This window comes from Paenibacillus vietnamensis, assembly GCF_020169515.1.
Taxonomy (GTDB): Bacteria; Bacillota; Bacilli; order Paenibacillales; family Paenibacillaceae; genus Pristimantibacillus; species Pristimantibacillus vietnamensis.
Map to the genome: position 1 here is coordinate 1 of NZ_JAHMHW010000019.1, position 19,768 is coordinate 19,768.

The window sequence follows — 19,768 nt, forward strand, 5'->3', positions numbered from 1 at the left end:
CCGCACGTCCGGATCTGAGAGAGGCCTATGCGCATGCGCATAGGCCTACTCGATTCTCATGTATTGCGCTTGTTTAAAATTAATGGATGTCGCGGAACAAACCGATCACTTTGCCGAGGATCGTAACGTTCTGGAGAATGATCGGCTCCATCGTGGAATTCTCCGGCTGCAGACGGAAGTGATTCTTCTCTTTATAAAACGTCTTGACCGTCGCTTCGTCATCTTCGGTCATTGCGACGACGATCTCGCCGTTGTTGGCCGTCTGCTGCTGGCGAACAATAACATAATCTCCGCTGTGTATGCCGGCTTCAATCATGCTGTCACCGATGACATTCAGGATGAACACGCTGTTATCTCCGACAAAGTGTGACGGAAGCGGAAAATATTCCTCGATGTTCTCCGTTGCCGTAATCGGAACGCCGGCTGTAACTTTACCTACGATCGGCACCTTGGAGACTGCGAACGGAATGACGTTGTCCGCGCCTTCCTGATCCTGATCCAAAATCTCAATCGCGCGCGGCTTGGTCGGGTCGCGGCGGATAAGGCCTTTTTTCTCTAAACGGTCCAAATGCCCGTGCACGGTAGAGCTTGACAATAGTCCTACAGCTTCGCCGATTTCTCTTACGGACGGCGGATAGCCTTTCTCCCGGACTTCATTCTTTATGAACTCTAGAATCGAATGTTGCCGGTTCGAAATCTTCGACACTGCGATCACTCCATTAGTAGATTTGTAGAAAATTATAACATAGAACCGGAGTTCGCACAAACATAAGTTCTCCGTACAAAAGTTCGTATTTTTGCGTTGACACCAAACGCTTGTTCGTGTATTCTGATATCAATAACAGAACAAACGTTTGGGGTGTTGAGAGATGATGATGACCAGTCCAAGTTTTTATAGAACGATCCATAAAGAGAATCCGAGCGGCGCGAAGAAATGGAAAGTGGTTTTGGCTAAGGTCTTGAAACGGCATGCCGTTAAGCTTACAGTAAGTATGCTCGTTTTTATTCTTCTGTTTACGAGCTTTCTGATGATCGGCACCGATGCTTCGGGCAACGGGCCTGCTGCAGCCTCGCCGGCTGAGCAAATTGTTACGGTAAGCTCAGGTGACACTCTTTGGGATATTGCGAAGAGATATGTCGAAGGCAAAGACGATACCCGGTTCGTTATTTATATGATTAAAAAACGTAATGAGTTGAAGGATGCGAACATAAAGCCTGGCCAGAAGCTGATCATACCTTCTATATAATAGAATACACCCATCATGTTTAAGCTTTCCGGAATTGTCGGCCGATTATCGTTCGATACCGGAAAGTTTTTTATTTTAGGGTTAGGCTTCGTTACCTTGACATCTGTCCTTTGAAATGTAAAAGTAAAGAGTAGAGCTTTTTTTGTCATCATGAAAGGGGGAGAGCGGAATATGGATATCGACAAATTAATCGCCCGAATTAACGAGCTGTCCCGCAAGAACAAAACCGTAGGGCTTACCGATGCGGAAACGACCGAACGGGACGAGCTGCGTCGTCAATATTTGGACAATTTCAAACGCAATTTCCGGCAGCAGCTGGATAACATTAAGATCGTTGACGGGGACGACGAGGAAGGAATCAAGCATTAGCGTAACGTGTGGCAACTCATTTATAATCCATGGGAGAGTGATGAGATGAAATACAATCTATTAGGCAAGAGCGGTCTGGCTGTATCCGAGCTGTGTCTCGGGACGATGACTTTCGGCAATACGACAAGCGAAACGGATTCCATCGAAATGATTAACCGGTTCGTAGAGCATGGGGGTAATTTTCTGGACACGGCCGACGTTTACGTAAACGGCCGGTCGGAAGAAATCGCGGGCAAGGCGATTAAGGACAAACGATCGGATATCGTGCTGGCGACGAAGGTAAGAATGTCGACCTCAGGAAACATTAATGGCGTCGGGCTTTCGCGCAAGCACATTATGGACGGCGTCGAAGCGAGCTTAAGACGGCTGCAGACGGATTACATCGACTTGTACCAGGTACACGTCTGGGATCATGCAACCCCGATCGAGGAAACGCTGCGAACGCTCGACGATCTTGTCTCCTCGGGCAAAGTCCGGTACATAGGCTGCTCCAATTTTTTTGCATGGCAGCTGATGAAATCGTTAGCTTATAGCGATGCGAACCGTTACGTTAGGTTTGTGTCGATTCAGCCGCAATACAGTCTGGTCAGCAGACAAATGGACCGTGAAATGATGTCTCTATGTCTGGAAGAGAAGGTTGGCGTCATTCCATGGGCTCCGCTTGGCGGAGGTTTTCTGACGGGCAGGTATAACAGGCAAATGCCGGAGGAGGGCCGCTTAACCTCGAAGGTAGGCGAGAGCGCTTGGGTGAATCGTGCCTCGGACGAAAACTTCGCGATCCTGGATGAGCTGCTTTCGGTATCGGAGGAAGCGGGCAAAACGCCGGCTCAGGTCGCGTTAAGATGGCTGCTGCAGCGTGAAGGAATTACTTCTCCGATTTTCGGGGCGAGCAGGCTTGAGCAGTTTGAAGATAATATCGGTGCAATCGGCTGGGAGCTTCCTGCGGAGCTGTGGAGCCGCCTGGATGAAGCAAGCGCATTGCCGGATGATTACCCAAACCGGTTTATTCATAAATTCCGCAGGCCGTTCGAATAGAATACCGATTCAGGAGGAATGACAGCTTGTCACGTTCTTGGGAGCGCAAGGTGCGCAAAAACATGAGCAACATCAACAAACAGCGCAAGAAGCAAGGGACCGGTCAACTTGTTTTTAATGCCGAGAAATCGGAGAAAATCGTAGGCCGCAACTACATCGCGCCTATTCTTCTATTATTGTTTATTGCGCTATACGTAATCTTGATGCAAAGCTCAACCGAGTTTCAAATGGACACAATGTTTTGGATAACGGTCGGCTGTTATATCTTGCTTGCCGCTGTGTTTTATTTCCGCAGACCTTACATAACGATAGGCAAGGATTATGTCCAAACCCGCCGGATGACGGGAGACAAGCGGCTGCCCGCGTCCAATATTAAGGCAATTAGCGTACAGCCGGGGTATGTTATCATTGAACAGCATAAAGGAGCGAACTGGGTGTTTTCCAAGTTGCTGAACCGGTACCCGACCGATGAAATCGGCGATAAGCTGAAGCTGTTTGCGCAAGCGAACGGCATCTCTTTTGAGCAAAAATAAATAGGCAGGAGAGTACGAACAACGATGGCAAAACAAGCAGTATTATTTGATCTGGATGATACGCTGCTGTGGGACGACCGCAGCGTAAAGGAAGCGTTTGAAGCAACCTGCCAAACGGCAGCAAAGGAAACCGGCGTAGACCCGGCGGAGTTGGAGGAAGCGGTTCGCCGCGAGGCCAGGACGCTGTACGAGTCCTACGAAACCTTTCCGTTTACCAAAATGATCGGAATCAATCCGTTCGAGGCACTTTGGGCTCCGTTCCTCGAAGGTGAACAGGAAGAGTTCCGCAAGCTGGAGCGGCTGGCACCGGGCTACCGCAAGGCGGCATGGACGCAAGGATTGAAAGCGGTAGGCGTGGACGATGAAGAGCTGGGGGCTAAACTGGCCGAGCAATTTCCTGCCGAAAGACGTGCACGTCCGATCGTATATGAAGAAACGTTCCGGCTTCTGGATGCCTTGAAAGGCAAGTATAAGCTGCTGTTGCTTACGAACGGTTCACCCGACTTACAGCGGGAGAAGCTGGCTGGCGTGCCCGAGCTTATTCCTTATTTCGATCATATTATTATATCGGGTGAGTTCGGGGAAGGAAAACCGGCTGCTTCGATCTTTAAGCATGCGCTGGATCGTCTCGGTATCGAGCCGGATCATGGTATTATGGTGGGCGATAAGCTGACTACCGATATTCTGGGTGCGAATACGATCGGGATGACCTCCGTATGGGTTAACCGACACGGCGCAGTTCGGAACGACGATATTATTCCGACCCATGAGATTAAGCATTTAGAGGAGCTTCTTACGATTCTGGAAGCTTAATTGCATGACAAAAACCCCTCGATATCAGATTTGCTTGTATCGAGGGGTTTGCTTTGTAAAAAAAAGTATTAGTTTAGCTCCTATACTGACGTCTAAATCTCACCGCGAAACGTAAGCTAATGCCGCCGAAGGACGGGGATGGCCGTTTACGCTTGCTTCGATCCGAAAGATTCATCCGCGTACGGATGAGCGATCCAGCCTTCGGTTTCGATGAATAATCTTACGGCAACGATTTGGCGGTTTTCCATCAGCGTAAAGAAATGCGGTTTATATTCCGGTACGGAAATGACGTCGCCTGCTTCAAGCTCGACGTCGAAGTATCCGACATCATCGGTGCCTTTTATAATAAAAATGCCTTTGCCGGCTGTAATGGCGCGCACTTCGTCTTCCGTATGCGTATGCACGTTCTCGAATTTCTTAAGCAATTCGTCCAAATTCGGTGTTGCATCGGATAAAGAGATGATGTCCCAGGTTTTGTAGCCGCGGCGTTCGGCCAAATCGCGGATTTCCTCGTCGAATGTTGCCAAAATTTGCTGTTTCTCTTCGTCGGAGAGGACAAATTTTTCTTGCAGCCCAGCCTCAAGCTTCTTCGGATCCCAATGCTCGTAAAGCACTTCTTGCTTCTCTAGAAAGGCGCGGACATTATCTTCCCCTTGAATCCGTTCCTCCGTATTGCGAATTCTTATTTCAGCCAAGAACATTCCCTCTTTTCCTATAGAGATTAAATGATATAATCATTATAAAACAAAACCAACCGAATGTCGATGGATGTACCTTTTCACACACAAGGTATTCTGATAAACTATGGGTTAATGATTTGCGGGAAGGGTGTAGTAATTTGTCGAAACCGACCATACAACAATTGCTTCAAGAGCGTATCCTTATTTTGGACGGCGCAATGGGTACGATGATTCAGCAAGCGAATTTGAATGAAGATGACTTTGGCGGTCCTGAGCTGGACGGATGCAACGAAATGCTCGTATTGACACGGCCGGACGTGATCCGCTCGATCCATGAGCAGTATCTGGAAGCCGGAGCGGATATTTTGGAAACGAACACATTCGGCGCGACTAGCATCGTTTTGGCCGATTACGATATTCCGGAAAAAGCGCGGGAAATCAATCTGGCTGCGGTAAAGCTGGCAAGGGAAGCCTGCGACAAGTACAGTACGCCGGACAAGCCGCGATTCGTCGCGGGCGCATTGGGCCCGACGACCAAAACGTTGTCCGTAACAGGCGGCGTAACGTTTGACGAGCTCGTAGAGAGCTATTACGAGCAGGCGCTTGCCTTAATTGAAGCCGGCGCAGACGCGCTTCTGCTTGAAACCTCGCAGGATACGCTGAACGTAAAAGCCGGCAGCATCGGTATCCGGAACGCCTTCGACACGCTCGGACGCGAGCTTCCGATTATGATTTCCGGTACGATTGAACCGATGGGAACGACGCTTGCGGGACAGACGATCGAATCGTTTTATATTTCACTCGAGCATTTGAAGCCGATTTCGATCGGATTAAACTGTGCGACGGGGCCGGAGTTCATGCGTGACCATATCCGTTCGCTCAACGATATTTCCAAGGCGGCGATCAGCTGTTACCCGAATGCGGGTTTGCCGGACGAGAACGGTCATTATCACGAATCACCGGAATCGCTGGCCAAGAAAATCGCCTCTTTCGCTGAGCAGGGCTGGCTGAATATTGCCGGCGGCTGCTGCGGCACGACGCCTGAGCATATTCGCGTCATGGCGGAGACAATGGCCAATTACGAGCCGCGCACGAAGCTTGGCGACCATCCGAATGCGGTTTCCGGCATTGACACGGTTTATATCGAGCCGGAGAACCGTCCGATTATGATCGGTGAGAGAACAAACATATCCGGATCGCGGAAATTCAAGCGTTTGATTAAGGAAGAGAAGTTCGACGAGGCGTCGGAAATTGCAAGAGCCCAAGTGAAGGGCGGGGCGCATGTCATTGACATCAATCTTCAGGATACGGACATTGACGAGGCGTACGCCGTTCATCAGTTTTTGCCGCAGGTCGTAAAGAAAATTAAAGCTCCGCTTATGCTCGACTCCACTTACGATCATATTATTGAGCTCGGGTTGAAATATTCGCAGGGCAAGGCGATCATTAACTCGATTAACCTGGAGGACGGGGAATCGAAGTTCGAGAAAATATTGCCGCTAATTCACCGCTACGGGGCGGCCGTCGTTATGATTCTGATCGATGAGCGCGGACAGGCGGTGTCGCGCGAAGCCAAGATGGAGGTGGCAGGCCGGTCCTACGATCTCCTCGTCAATAAATATGGCATGAATCCAGAGGATATTATTTTTGACCCGAACATGTTCCCGGTCGGCTCCGGCGATCCGCAATATATCGGCTCGGCTGTGGAGACGCTGGAGGGTATTCGGATGATCAAGGAAAAATATCCGCTTGCCAAAACGATATTAGGTCTCAGCAATATTTCCTTCGGCTTGCCTGACGCAGGACGCGAGGTGCTGAATTCGGTTTATTTGTACCATGCGACTAAGGCGGGTCTCGATTACGCGATCGTGAACACGGAGAAGCTCGAACGCTATGCGTCGATTCCGGAAGATGAGCGGAAGCTGGCTGAGGAGCTCATCTATAATACGAATGACGATACGCTGGCCGCGTTTGTCGCCGCTTTCCGCAATAAAAAGGTCGAGAAGAAGGAGAAAATTTCCAACCTCACGCTGGAGGAACGTCTTGCTTCTTACGTCGTGGAAGGCACGAAAGAAGGCCTCATTCCCGATCTTGACGAAGCGCTTAAGAAATACTCGCCGCTGGAGGTCATTAACGGACCGCTAATGAAGGGTATGGAGGAAGTAGGCCGCCTGTTTAACAACAACGAGCTCATCGTGGCGGAAGTGCTTCAAAGCGCGGAGGTTATGAAGGCGTCCGTAAGTTATCTGGAGCAGTTTATGGAGAAAAACGAGTCCTCGGTGAAAGGCAAAATTATTTTGGCGACGGTTAAAGGCGATGTCCATGATATCGGCAAAAATCTCGTCGAAATCATTTTGTCCAACAACGGCTATAAGATTATCAATCTCGGCATTAAAGTACCGCCGGAGCAGTTGATCGAGGCTTACCGCAATGAGAAGGTCGATGCAATCGGCTTATCGGGTCTGCTCGTCAAATCGGCGCAGCAAATGGTGATCACGGCGCAGGATTTGCGTACCGCGGGCATTGACGTGCCTATTCTTGTCGGCGGGGCGGCGTTGACCCGAAAGTTCACGAAGACACGGATCGGTCCGGAATACGACGGTCTCGTCCTGTATGCGAAGGACGCGATGGACGGACTGGATATTGCGAATAAGCTGATGGATTCTGAACACCGGGCGCGCATGGAAGAGGAAATGGCCGCTTATAAAGCTTCCGGAGGTGCGGAGGAAGAGGATAAAAAGCAGCTGCCTGAGCTCAGCAGGGCGGTCCGTTCGAAAATTTCGCCGGACGCGCCGGTGTTTACGCCGCCGGATCTGGAACGTCACGTGCTTCGCGACGTGCCGATTCCGCACATTATACCGTACGTGAATATGCAGATGCTGCTCGGCCACCATCTCGGCTTGAAGGGCAATATAGACAACCTTCTGAAGGAAGGTAACGAAAAAGCGCTTCAATTGAAGGCGACCGTCGACCGGATTTTGCAGGAGGGAAGTGCGGAAGGCTACATTAAAGCTCATGCGATGTACCGGTTTTTCCCTGCACAGTCGTCCGGCAACGATGTTATTATTTATAATCCGGCCGATCCGAAACAGGAGATTAAAAGGTTTACGTTCCCTCGCCAGCAGGTAGAGCCGTATTTGTGCCTGGCCGATTATTTGAAATCGGTAGACAGCGGCGTCATGGACTATGTCGGTTTCCTGGTTGTTACAGCCGGACAAGGAATCCGGGATCTGGCGAACGAATGGAAGGACAGCGGCGATTATTTGAGGTCGCATGCGCTTCAATCGGTTGCGCTGGAGGTTGCGGAAGGTCTTGCCGAACGCATCCACCATATGATGCGCGATATTTGCGGTTACCCGGATCCGGCCGAAATGACGATGAAGCAGCGGCTTGGCGCGCGTTATCAAGGCATCCGCGTATCGTTCGGCTATCCGGCCTGCCCGAATTTGGAGGATCAGGAGCCGTTGTTCGATCTGATGCGACCGCAGGATATCGGGGTAGAGCTTACGGAAGGTTACATGATGGAGCCGGAAGCATCCGTATCCGCGATGGTCTTCGCGCATCCTGAGGCGCAATATTTTAACGTAGAAAAAGTATAATAATAAAGGATATGCAGAGCCCTCCAGCATTCGGACCATCGAGCTAGAGAGGGCTCTTCGTTTCATAATCGGAGCCGCCGAGTCGGATTCCGGGAAGGAAGTCGGTTAACGATGAAAATATGGTTTTTGGGAACGGGGGCGGGCAGGCCTTCCAAACATCGGAACGTGACGGGAATTGCTCTGCAGCTGCCGGAGCCGGGCTGCGGCTGGTGGCTGTTCGATGCAGGAGAAGCGACACAGCACCAGCTTATGCGCACGCCGCTTAAGCTAAGCAAGCTGGAGGCGGTATTCGTGACCCATCTGCACGGCGATCATATTTACGGCCTGCCAGGCCTGCTGAGCAGCCGCTCCTTTGACGGTGGCGTCACTCCAGTTGCTTTGATCGGGCCGCCGGGAATTAAACATTATATGGAGACGATATTCGCGGTCAGCGGCACTCAGCTTGATTATGAGCTGACGATTCACGAGCTTCCGGCTGAGCATGAAGGCAGCGTGTTCGATAACGGACTGGTATCGGTCGAAGCAAAGCCGCTTGAGCACCGGGTGACCTGCTTCGGCTATCGTCTGACGGAGCGGGATCAGCCGGGGAAGCTGGATGCTGTAAAGCTCAGGGAGCTGGGCGTTCAGCCGGGCCCTGTCTATGGGCAGTTAAAAAACGGGCAGGCCGTCACGCTGCCGGATGGAAGGCTGATTCGTCCGGAAGAGGTGACCGGTGCACATTTGCCGGGCCGAATCGTGACGATTCTAGGAGATACAAAGCCGTGCGGTAATGCGGTGAAGCTTGCCGAAAACGCAAGCCTGCTGGTGCACGAGGCAACTTTTGCCGCAGGGCTGGAGGAAAAGGCGCATGAATTCGGTCACAGCACGACCCATGAGGCGGCGGCTGCGGCGGCTGCAGCTAAAGTCGGGCGTTTGGTGATGACGCATTTCAGCGGCCGGTACGGCAGCGAGGACCTTGCCATGCTGGAGCGGGAGGCTGCGAGCCGGTTTGAAGAAGTAACGGCCGCTGCCGACTTGATGATGATCGAAATTACGCGGGAAACCACGAAGTAGTGAACGAAAACGCGGCATGCGCATGCCGCGTTTTTTTGATTTTGCGGATGATAAATGAATTGCAGACCGAACATGTATTCTGTAGAATGAAAGAGAGGAACGTGGATTGGAGGGGGAGGACAATGAACCGGTTTACGGGTAAAACCTCCGGACTTGCGGAATGGCTGGAGTATTTGAAGGCTGATCCCGAGATTATGAATAACGTCACGCACTGGCGGACTATTCCGCCGCGGGAAGCAATGGCCGTCCCGCTGCCTGACGGACTGCACCCGGCTTGGAAGGAAGCGCTGCATTCAAGAGGAATCAGCGAATTATATACGCATCAAGCGGCGGCTTACCGCGCGGCGCGTGAAGGGAATCACGTCGTTGCTGTGACGCCTACGGCCTCCGGGAAGACGCTTTGCTATAATTTGCCCGTTATGCAATCGCTGCTGGAGAACGAAGAGGGGCGCGCCCTTTATTTGTTCCCGACCAAGGCGCTCGCACAGGACCAGGTGGCCGAGCTGCAGGCGCTAGCCGATTTGATGGACGCGGGAATCAAGACCCATACGTATGACGGAGACACGCCGCCTACGGTTAGAACGGCGATCAGAAATGCGGGGCATATCGTCGTTACGAATCCCGATATGCTTCATTCCGCCATTTTGCCGCATCATACGAAGTGGGTCAAGCTGTTTGAGAATATTAAGTTTATCGTGATCGATGAGGTGCATGCTTACCGGGGGGTGTTCGGGAGCCATGTCGCCAACGTCATCCGCCGGCTGAAGCGCATTTGCCGGTTTTACGGCTCGAAGCCGCAATTCATTTGCGCTTCAGCGACCATCGATAATCCCCGGGAGCATGCGGAAAGGCTGATCGGCGAAAAGGTTGCGCTGGTCGATAACAACGGCGCGCCGATGGGAGAGAAGCATTTCGTTTTTTATAATCCGCCCGTCGTCAACAAGCAGCTGGGAATTCGCAGAAGCAGCGTGCTCGAGACGAGAAAGCTGGCCGCCATGCTTCTGAAGCAGGGAGTGCAGACGATCGTGTTTGCAAGGAGCAGAGTGCGGGTAGAGCTTCTGCTTACCTATTTGCAGGAGCTTAACCGCGATAAGGTGAATGACAAGACGATCCGCGGCTACCGCGGCGGATACTTGCCGAAGCTGCGCCGCGAAATCGAGCGGGGACTCAGAAGCGGAGAAATCCGAGGCGTCGTCAGCACAAACGCGCTTGAGCTCGGTATCGACATCGGCCAACTGCAGGCATGCGTCCTGAACGGTTATCCGGGAACGATCGCGAGCACGTGGCAGCAGTCCGGAAGGGCGGGGAGGCGACAGGAGAGCTCGGTCACCTTTATGGTGGCAAGCAGCAATCCGCTTGACCAATATATGATTCAAAATCCGGATTTCTTCTTTAACCGGCCGCCCGAGCGGGCACTGATTCACCCTGACAATCTCCTCGTCTTGATCGATCATGTCAAATGCGCCGCCTACGAGCTTCCTTTCGAGCAAGGAGAGCAATTCGGGTCCGAGCCGCTGGAGGACATGATGGAATTTCTCGTCGAGGAGAAGGTCCTTCACCGGGCCGGAGGAAGATGGTATTGGATGGAGCAATCCTTTCCCGCCCATAACATTTCGCTCCGGACGGCCGCACAGGAAAACTTCGTCATTATCGACCTGACAAACGGCAGCCGCGTGCTTGGCGAGGTCGACCGCTTCGGCGCACCGACGCTGATCCATGAGGAAGCGATCTACCTGCACGAGGGCGTACAGTACCAGGTGGAAAAGCTGGATTACCCGGAAAAGAAAGCTTACGTGCGTGAAGTTAGCGTCGATTATTACACCGATGCGAATCTTGCCGTGGAGCTGAAGGTGCTCCATGTCGACAAGGAACGGGAATCCGGCGAAATTGTCAGGCAGTACGGCGAGCTGACCGTTAACGCAAAACCGACGATTTTCAAAAAAATAAAGCTTCGGACCCATGAGAATATCGGCTCAGGCCCGATTCACCTGCCGGAGGAAGAACTGCATACAAGCGGGTATTGGTTCTCGTTCAGCGAAGAAGCCGCCGCGCGAAAGAGCAAAAACGAAATGCAGTTCGCGCTGCTCGGCATTGCAAACGTCCTTGTTCATATCGCGCCGTTGTATCTGATGTGCGATCCGTTTGACATCCGCGTCGTCCCGCAGGTTAAGGCGGTCCATACTCAAAAGCCGACTATCTACTTTTATGACAGGTATCCCGGGGGGATCGGACTCAGCGAGCGTTTGTTCGAGGTGCATGACGAGCTGCTCCAGCAGGCGAAATCGCATATCCGGTCCTGCAGCTGCCTTAGCGGCTGTCCGGCTTGCGTCGGGCCGATCGAGGAGGTCGGTCTGCTCGGAAAGCAGCAGGCTCTAGAGCTGCTTAAAGAAGCGGAGGGAGTGCGATGAGCGGCTTAAGGGACAGGATGAACCGTCTGCGGGGCGAAGCTTCAGCCAAGGATACTCCGCCGGTTCAAAACCTTTCAGCAGTTGAAGAGCCTGCAATGGAAATCGCGGAGTCCGAAAGGCTGTCCCCCGATTGGGAAGAGATCGGCGTGAAGCTTCACGTTCATGAGATAGGAAGCTTCCTGATCCGCAAAACCGTCTATCAGGCCGATCATTATCACGGCTTGCATGCGCTGGGCGAGCTCGACGCCGCTTCAGCGGGCTTGGCCTCTTTTCACCCCGGTGCACCGAATGGAGCAGCTTCAGAGCGGATTTTATTCCTTGATCTGGAGACGACCGGACTTGGTGTAGGGGCGGGAAATGTGCCTTTCATGATCGGTATCGGATATGTGAAGAACGGTCAATACGTCATTGAACAGACGATTATTCGGCATCCGGCCGAAGAAAGAGCGATGCTCGCTTATTTAACGGAAAAGCTCACAGACTTTGAATACCTGGCGACCTATAACGGCAAAACCTTCGACTGGCCGCTTGTCCAAAGCAGGCTCATTATGAACGGGCTCGGCCGCAACATTTGGGAGCCCAAGCATCTTGACTTTCTCCATCCTGCCCGCTCAATTTGGCGCAACACACTCGCCTCCTGCAGACTCAGTCACGTCGAGGAGGAGAGGCTTGGCATTCGCCGCGAGGACGACGTGCCGGGCTCCTTGGCGCCGCAGCTTTATTTTCAATTTTTGGCGGACGGCAATCCGGCACCGCTTGAAGGCGTATTCCGTCACAACGAAACGGATATGCTGTCGCTTGCCTGCCTGGCGATCCGGTTCGGGCATTTATTAAACGGCACGATCAGCAGTTACATTCCGCTGCCTGAAGAGCCCGAAGAGCTGGTTCGGACGGGAATTTGGCTGGAGAAAATGGGCAGATATGAGCTGACCGGAAACCTGTACCATTTAGCGGAAAATTCGGAAGCGGCAAAGCCGTCGACGCTGCTGATGCTGGCCGCCCGGGACAAGAAAGCTGGAAATTGGAATCGGGCTGTGTTATTGTGGCAGAAGGCCGTTTTGCGCTCGAATCAGCATTTCGGCGCTTCTGCGCTGGAAGCGAGCATTGAGCTCGCCATGTATTACGAACATAAGCTTAAGGATTACGGGGCGGCGCTGGCCTATGCCAGCACGGCGTTCGAGCATATTCAGCAATCCTCAAGGCTCACCCGTTTGGACTCGAAGAAACGGTCCGAGCTGGATGCGCTTAGAAACCGGATGGCCCGGTTAAACCGCAAGCGGGAAAAGCAGCTTTTATAAGGTAATCGTAAAGCTGTTCACATAATATTTACGTCAGATTAGAGCGCAGGGGAGATGCAGCAATGTCGATACAATTGCCCGCGATGCGCGGTTTGCTTATTGATTTGGACGGCACGCTTTACCATGGTACGAAACGGATCGAGGGTGCCGATACTCTAATTACTTATTTGCGGGAAACGGAGCTGCCGTTTCGGTTCGTGACGAATAATTCCTCCGCCACGCCTGAAGAGGTTGCGAAGCGGCTTGCCGATATGGGCATTTCCGCAGAGCCGGCAGAGGTATGCACCTCTGCGCAGGCGGCCTCCGGATACATTGCGGGGAAGCGCCCCGGCGCATCCGTATTTGCGATAGGCGAGAAAGGGCTGCTGGAAGCCGTGCGGGGTGCAGGCCTCACACTGACGGAGGAGAAGCCGGATTTTGTCCTGCAGGGAATAGACCGGTTCTTCACTTACGAGCGATTGGCCAAGGCTGTCCGTCATATTCATGAGGGTGCGGCATACGTATTGACTAATCCGGATTTGCTGCTGCCATCGACAGACGGTCTTATTCCGGGGGCGGGCTCAATCGGGGCCATGTTGACTGCGGCGGGAGGCAAGGAGCCCGTTCTGATCGGCAAACCTTCGCAAATTTTAATGGATTACTCGTTAAAAAGCATCGGACTTACAGCCGGCGAGACTTGGGTCGTCGGGGACAATATGGCAACGGACATTGCCTTCGGCAAATCCGCCGGCTGCGGAACGGTTCTTGTCTTAACGGGTCTGACCACCTTGAAGAATATAGATAACTATATGAAGCAAGCCGGCTGCGAACCGGATATGATATGTCATCAATTAGACGAGCTGCGTTCCTATATTTCCGATCGCAGAGGAATATAGGCGGAACGAACCGGGAGCTAGAGGAAGGAAGAATTATTTCATGCAGGAACTACCTGAACTGGACCATTACCGGAATTTATTGGCGGACAATTTTTCCGGTGCACAAATAACCGCAATCGATATCAGGAATGAAAAAGCGTTCCAAGTCAGCGAAGAAACAATAACGAGGGAGCTAATCGGTTCCATCGTATGGTATATTGAACGCCGTTCCAAATATTTGCTGTTTCATCTGGATAACGGCAGACGTCTTCGCCTTTCATTGCATCAAGGCGCCTACCTTTACAGCGGCAGCGAGGAGGAGCGGCCGGGTAAAGCTGCGCAGGTCCAAATCCGTTTTGGAAGCCGGATCTTGTATTTTATCGGGCTTCGGCTAAACGATCTGCAGCTTCTCTCGGCCAGGGAGGTTGAAGAGCAGCTGGCCACCCATAGTCCCGATCCGTTCCATAAGCAATTAACACTGGACCGATTCATCGAACGTTTCGCCAGAAAACGCGGGCCGATCAAATCGGCATTGATGGATCAGTCGGTCATTACGGGCATCGGAACCGTCTATTCGGATGAGATTTGTTATTCCGCCGCCGTCCGGCCCGATACAAAAATTCCCGATCTGAGCCGTGAGCAATGGGAAGGATTGTATAATTCGGTGCATAAAATATTAAAGGAAGCGGTTTCATTTGGCGGTACGGGTGAGCATCCCTTCAGCGCAGACGATACGGTGACCGGAGGGTATGCTGCTCGGCTTCATGTGTATAACCGCGAAGGCCAGACATGCTCCGAATCGGGCGCAGTGGTCGAGAAAATCGATGTGTCGGGACGTGCTGCATATTACTGTCCGGAATATCAGAAGAGCTGATGAAATGAATGCGCCGGAGCGGTCCGGCGGCGGAAATGCCAGCCCGATTAACGGCTGCAAGACATGTGTCATTGGGACCTGAGCAGTTGCCTTTGAATCTTACTAATGAACGGGGGATTCTGGATGATTCATGTTTATTTGGATGATTACCGCGACTGTCCGAGAGGATTCGTATTAGCGAGCAATGCGGAGGAATGCAAGCAGCTGATTGATCACGAGAAGGTGGATATTTTATCCCTGGATTTCGATCTTGGCTGGGCTCAGCCGACCGGCTACGAGGTCGTCAGACATATCGTAGAAACCGGCCGCTACCCGGAACGTATTTATTTCCATACATCGAGCTACTCCGGCCGGATTCAAATGTATCATACTTTGGCAGCAAACGCACCGGAAAGTACAAAGTTGTTTAACGGTCCGATGCCTGACTCCTTGTTAATGGAGATAGCCAATCATTCATAACCATGTATGTTAGTGTTATAATAGATCGACCTTATATACTTTAAATTGAAAGAGGCATTGAATAGTGAGTCAATGGATTGGAACGGCTAATCAGCAATATGCGCCATATGCAATGGAGGAGCTGCGGAGGCTGCTCGAAGGAGCGGGATTCACGCAGCTGGCCCCCGGAGAAGTGTTTTTAATGAATAGCCCTCTTGGCCGGGAGGAAACGCTTCAGACCATTCACCGGAACGAACCGATATTTTTGCGGCATGTGCAGCCCGTCGACCGTACGATCGAAATTGAGGGGAATGCCTCCGATTTGGAACGGTTATCGGACATGGTCAGGCATGCGGTGCTGACGTTCGAGTATAAACGGACGGCGGTGCATGTGCGGAGAACTTCAAAGACGGCATTCGTTTATTCGGCCGCCGATACGAAAGCCGTACTCGATGCCGTCCTTGAAGAGATAGACGCAGAACCCGTCGTTCAGGATCCGGAAGTCATAATCGCGATTTACGCGGCTGACAAAGAGCTGTATATCGGCTTCGGCACGCCGCGGGACATGCTGTCCGATTGGCCGGGCGGCTCCGTCCGCTTTCAGCGCGAGGAAGGGCAAATATCGCGGGCCAAATTCAAGCTGCTCGAGGCGGAGAGGACCTTCGGTCTTCAATATGCGAAGCATCAGCAGGCGCTCGACATCGGCGCGGCGCCGGGTGGATGGACCTCATTGCTGCTGGAGCGGGGACTGAGGGTAACGGCCGTCGATCCGGCGGAGCTTCATCCTTCTTTATTCGCTTACCCTACTCTGACTTATTTGAAAAGCAATGCATCCGACGCTAAGCTGAAGGATGATACTTACGATCTGCTCGTCTGCGATATGAGCTGGAGTCCGATGCAGATGTGCAGACTGATTCTCGATCTGGAGTCGGCTTTGAAAAAAGGCGCAACGGCGATCATTACCGTAAAGCTCATGCACCGCAAGCCACTGCAAACGATACGGGACGTCGTATCCAGGCTTTCTACGGAGTTTGTGCTTCAAAAAGCCAAGCAGCTCTTCCATAACCGCGAAGAAATTACGCTGCATCTAACGAAAAAATAACCCCCAGAGCGGCCTTCTCCGAAGGGCGCTCTTCATTTTCGACATCTAGTGAAGCATGACGGAGGCGATACCAAGTGTTCGACCTGAAAACGCTTTATATGAACCTGCGAATCAAGCACAAAATGTTTGTCCTGATCTCGGTTATTATGATCGTCCTCGCCGTGCTCGGATTCACCGTACAGCAGTATGCTTTCGATATCTATGATCGGGAAATTTATAAGCAATCGTCGAAAGCGCTCACCTTATCCACGACCAATATCGAGAACGAGCTTAAAAAAATGGAGAAGCTCACGTACATGATTGCAACGGATCCCACCATTCAAAGCCAGATGCGCTCGATCAAAAGCGAATTGTCCGAATATGACGATTATGTGGTCAGACAAACCGTGCTCGAGAGGATGGTCAATATCGGCGCCCTCGATAAATACGTCATGTCCGCACAGCTCTATGATGTCCAGAACAATGGATATACCGTAGGCTACAATCCGATTACGTTAAGCCATACCCGTCTTTTCGATATTATGAAGCTTACGGCTGCCAACAAAGGAGGGAACACCTGGATCCCGCCCGACAACACCGGCAGCTCATTGATCGCCGCCCGTGAGGTTCGTTCCTTCGCCCAGCTGCAGCTGGATTATATCGGTACGCTTCTCATCCGCATCGACATGAATAAGCTGTTCAGCGATTTCGCCAAAGGAATGAACAGCAATGATGCCAAGCTCATTATTATGCAGGGGAAAGAGGAACTGTACGCGGAAATTCCCGATTTTACGGTCGATCAGCTGGCTCAGTTTACTGGTGATGAAGGTTATAAAATTTTAAATTCCAACGGCAAAAAGTACTTTGTGACTTACATGGCATCCGAAAATACCGATTGGACCTATTTCACGCTTATTCCGTTCGACGATATTTTCGAGAGGATCGTCAGGGTGAAAAATACGATTTTGCTGATTGCAGCAATTTTGTTTATTGCGATTATTATTATCGCTGTCGGGTTCGCCAACAGTATCACCGATCCGATCGAGCGTCTGAATGCGAAAATGAAGAGGGTACAACTCGGTCATTTCGATTATGTGGACGAGCCTCATTCCGGAGCGTTGGCTATGGATGAAGCGGGGCAAATGCATCGTAATTTCAGGATTATGGTCGAGAGGATCAATGAGCTAATCCAGGAAAACTATGTCAAGCAGCTCACGATTCGCGACACGGAATTCAAAGCGCTGCAGGCGCAGATCAATCCGCATTTTCTTTACAACACGCTAGAATCGATCAACTGGATGGCCAAGCTGAGCAAGCAAACGAACATTTCGCAAATGGTCGAAGCGCTGGGATCACTGCTTCGCACGTCGATCAATCTGAAGGAACCGATTATTCCGCTCGGCAAAGAGCTGGATATCATCAACCATTACGTGACTATCCAGAAATACCGCTTTGAGGAACGGCTTGATTTTCAAACGGATGTTCCGGACAAGCTGCAAGCCTGCGGCATTCCCAAGCTGTCTCTGCAGCCGCTCGTCGAGAATGCGGTCAATTACGGGCTTGAGCAAATGATCGACACCTGCAGGATTAAGATTCACGCCTATGATGAAGACGGTCACCTATTCGTAACGGTAGAGGACAACGGACCGGGAATGGAGCCTCAATTCGTTTCCCAATTGTTAAACGGGCAGGTCAAAACGAAGGGCTCCGGACTCGGACTGAAAAACATCGAGGAACGCATCAAGCTTCTGTATGGCGAAGCTTACGGACTGACCGTGGAAAGCGAACCAAACGGAGGCACGAAGGTCACTTTGATGCTTCCTTATGAAATGAGGGATAACCATGTATAAGGTACTGCTGGTCGATGACGAACGAATTATTGTGGAAGGAATATCGTTAACCGTAGATTGGCAGGCGTACAGTACCGAGCTGATCGGTACGGCACGGAACGGGATCGAGGCTTTGTCCTTCATAGAGACGCATATGCCCGACATCGTTATTTCCGATATTAAAATGCCCGGAATGAACGGCTTGCAGCTGGTGGAAAAGGTGTATGAGCAGTATCCGCATATCGCGTTTATTTTGTTGTCCGGCTTCAGCGAATTCGATTATGCACGGACGGCGATGCAGTTCGGCGTCAAACATTATTTGCTCAAGCCGTGCAACGAAAACGCCATAACACAGGCGTTAACCGAAGTGATTGAGGAACTTGAAAAGCATCATTCCCAGGAAACGTTTATGCAAAATATACAGAAGGAGCTGTCTAAGGTGCTCCCCCATGCGAAGGAGCAGTTTTTGAAGGAGCTTGTGACGAACAAAACGTACGGGCAGCGCGAATGGGATGATTACGGCCGGCTGTTCCGTCTTTCTCTGGAGAACGGTAATGTGCAGCTCCTCCTGTTTCAAATCGAAGGGGAATACGAATTTGAGCATTTGTTCGCCGTCAAAAACATCGCGCAGGACGTTCTCGGAAACGAGGTCGTACTCCTTAGCACAACGATCGGTAAGCATGTTCTGCTGCTCATCAAGGCAACGGAAGAAGCGGAGCCGTTGTTCCGGAAGCTTCAACAGATCAAGCAAACGTTCACGTCGTATTACAAGCTTGACACCACGGTTGCGGTCAGCGGAAGCGGCCAGATCGTCGAAGCGCGCAAAATGTACAGAGAGACGCTGGAATGTCTCAATTACCAGTTTTATTTAGGGGAAGGCAGCATCATTACGAAGAAGGACATCGAGCAAGAAGACGACGGTTCTCCGAAGCCTTTTATTTATGACGAAGAGCCCTTATGTATGCATGTAAAGTCCGGAGACTGGGATTTTGTTAAAGCGGAGCTTGGCCACTATTTTTCGCTGATCGCCGAAAGCAGAATGGACACCTATTTGTCCAAGTCCTATGTTATTCCGCTCTATATTTCAATCGTTAGGCAGAGCAATCCCGAGCGGATTAACGATTATTTGCAGAAAATCGCCAGTTTCGACCAATTATCGACACTCCGTTCGATCGAGCAGTTCGTGACGGAAAACGCGGAACGAATCTGCATGGACAATTATCAGTCTCATACGAAAAAGCATTCGTTCATCATTCATAAAATGATTGAAGTTATTGAGGAACAGATCGCCAACCCGGAGCTGTCACTGAACTGGGTCGCCAGCGAAATTCTGTACATGAACGCCGATTACCTGGGCAAACTGTTCAAGAAGGAGACCGGCGAGAAGTTTTCCAACTATGTTGTCCGGCTCCGGATGGAACGGGCGATCGAGGAAATCGAAAAAACGGGCGACGTGAAGGTTTTTGAGCTTGCGGAGAAACTGGGCTTCGGCGACAATCCTCAATATTTCAGTCAAGTATTTAAAAAGTATACCGGATTTACTCCATCGGAATATATGAGGTCGCCATAATGGCGATCTCTGTTTTTTTAACAAAGAAAGCGGTTTTTTAAATTCCGATGATTCGACAAAAATCCTATAATGAATCATGTAAACAAC

The 19,768-nt window shown here is 51.4% G+C and carries 17 protein-coding genes; 15 read left to right on the top strand and 2 right to left on the bottom strand.

The features are described 5' to 3' along the window. Positions 1 to 79: 79 nt before the first annotated feature. On the bottom strand, positions 80 to 706 hold the full coding sequence (gene lexA, locus KP806_RS23220; protein ID WP_224726140.1) for a transcriptional repressor LexA: 627 nt from the start codon (positions 704 to 706) through the stop codon (positions 80 to 82). 163 nt (positions 707 to 869) lie between these two features. Here lexA and yneA point away from each other — a divergent pair, with 163 nt between their 5' ends. From yneA to KP806_RS23245, 5 genes are all read left to right on the top strand, one after another. After that, positions 870 to 1,247, top strand: a complete 378-nt coding sequence (gene yneA, locus KP806_RS23225) for a cell division suppressor protein YneA (protein WP_224726141.1) — start codon at positions 870 to 872, stop codon at positions 1,245 to 1,247. Positions 1,248 to 1,418: 171 nt separating this feature from the next. Then, the gene (locus KP806_RS23230) at positions 1,419 to 1,616 is read left to right on the top strand and encodes a DUF896 domain-containing protein (RefSeq protein WP_224726142.1); all 198 of its coding nucleotides are present in this window, start codon (positions 1,419 to 1,421) and stop codon (positions 1,614 to 1,616) included. A 45-nt stretch (positions 1,617 to 1,661) separates the two neighbouring features. Beyond that, positions 1,662 to 2,651, top strand: a complete 990-nt coding sequence (locus tag KP806_RS23235; protein WP_224726143.1) for an aldo/keto reductase — start codon at positions 1,662 to 1,664, stop codon at positions 2,649 to 2,651. 26 nt (positions 2,652 to 2,677) lie between these two features. After that, positions 2,678 to 3,184, top strand: a complete 507-nt coding sequence (locus tag KP806_RS23240) for a hypothetical protein (protein WP_224726144.1) — start codon at positions 2,678 to 2,680, stop codon at positions 3,182 to 3,184. Positions 3,185 to 3,208: 24 nt separating this feature from the next. Then, entirely contained in the window at positions 3,209 to 3,997 is a 789-nt protein-coding gene (locus tag KP806_RS23245) for an HAD family hydrolase (protein WP_224726145.1), read from the top strand. A gap of 146 nt (positions 3,998 to 4,143) precedes the next feature. On the opposite strand, the gene KP806_RS23250 is transcribed toward KP806_RS23245, so the two are convergent. Next, positions 4,144 to 4,692 carry a 1,2-dihydroxy-3-keto-5-methylthiopentene dioxygenase gene (locus tag KP806_RS23250; protein ID WP_224726146.1) on the bottom strand — a complete coding sequence of 183 codons (549 nt, stop codon included), beginning with the start codon at positions 4,690 to 4,692 and terminating at the stop codon, positions 4,144 to 4,146. A 143-nt stretch (positions 4,693 to 4,835) separates the two neighbouring features. Between KP806_RS23250 and metH the strand changes: the two genes are divergently transcribed. The 10 genes from metH (at position 4,836) to KP806_RS23300 (ending at position 19,681) form a co-directional block, all read left to right on the top strand. After that, positions 4,836 to 8,276, top strand: coding sequence for a methionine synthase (gene metH / locus KP806_RS23255; protein WP_224726147.1), 3,441 nt, complete (start codon positions 4,836 to 4,838; stop codon positions 8,274 to 8,276). A gap of 111 nt (positions 8,277 to 8,387) precedes the next feature. After that, the gene (gene rnz, locus KP806_RS23260; RefSeq protein ID WP_224726148.1) at positions 8,388 to 9,329 is read left to right on the top strand and encodes a ribonuclease Z; all 942 of its coding nucleotides are present in this window, start codon (positions 8,388 to 8,390) and stop codon (positions 9,327 to 9,329) included. 122 nt (positions 9,330 to 9,451) lie between these two features. Then, on the top strand, positions 9,452 to 11,737 hold the full coding sequence (locus KP806_RS23265; RefSeq protein WP_318153780.1) for a DEAD/DEAH box helicase: 2,286 nt from the start codon (positions 9,452 to 9,454) through the stop codon (positions 11,735 to 11,737). Further along, entirely contained in the window at positions 11,734 to 13,035 is a 1,302-nt protein-coding gene (locus KP806_RS23270) for a ribonuclease H-like domain-containing protein (RefSeq protein WP_224726149.1), read from the top strand. Before KP806_RS23265 ends, KP806_RS23270 begins: the two co-directional genes overlap by 4 nt. A gap of 62 nt (positions 13,036 to 13,097) precedes the next feature. After that, on the top strand, positions 13,098 to 13,910 hold the full coding sequence (locus KP806_RS23275; RefSeq protein WP_224726150.1) for an HAD-IIA family hydrolase: 813 nt from the start codon (positions 13,098 to 13,100) through the stop codon (positions 13,908 to 13,910). 40 nt (positions 13,911 to 13,950) lie between these two features. Then, positions 13,951 to 14,763 (top strand): Fpg/Nei family DNA glycosylase, encoded by an 813-nt coding sequence (locus tag KP806_RS23280; protein ID WP_224726151.1) that lies wholly within the window; start codon positions 13,951 to 13,953, stop codon positions 14,761 to 14,763. Between the two features lie 123 nt (positions 14,764 to 14,886). Continuing rightward, positions 14,887 to 15,222 carry a cyclic-phosphate processing receiver domain-containing protein gene (locus tag KP806_RS23285; RefSeq protein WP_224726152.1) on the top strand — a complete coding sequence of 112 codons (336 nt, stop codon included), beginning with the start codon at positions 14,887 to 14,889 and terminating at the stop codon, positions 15,220 to 15,222. A 64-nt stretch (positions 15,223 to 15,286) separates the two neighbouring features. Next, positions 15,287 to 16,303 carry an SAM-dependent methyltransferase gene (locus KP806_RS23290; RefSeq protein WP_224726153.1) on the top strand — a complete coding sequence of 339 codons (1,017 nt, stop codon included), beginning with the start codon at positions 15,287 to 15,289 and terminating at the stop codon, positions 16,301 to 16,303. 74 nt (positions 16,304 to 16,377) lie between these two features. Beyond that, positions 16,378 to 18,132 carry a cache domain-containing sensor histidine kinase gene (locus tag KP806_RS23295; RefSeq protein ID WP_224726154.1) on the top strand — a complete coding sequence of 585 codons (1,755 nt, stop codon included), beginning with the start codon at positions 16,378 to 16,380 and terminating at the stop codon, positions 18,130 to 18,132. Continuing rightward, complete coding sequence (locus KP806_RS23300; RefSeq protein ID WP_224726155.1) at positions 18,125 to 19,681, top strand: response regulator transcription factor; 1,557 nt, start codon at positions 18,125 to 18,127, stop codon at positions 19,679 to 19,681. The genes KP806_RS23295 and KP806_RS23300 overlap by 8 nt, the downstream gene beginning before the upstream one ends. Positions 19,682 to 19,768 lie beyond the last annotated feature (87 nt).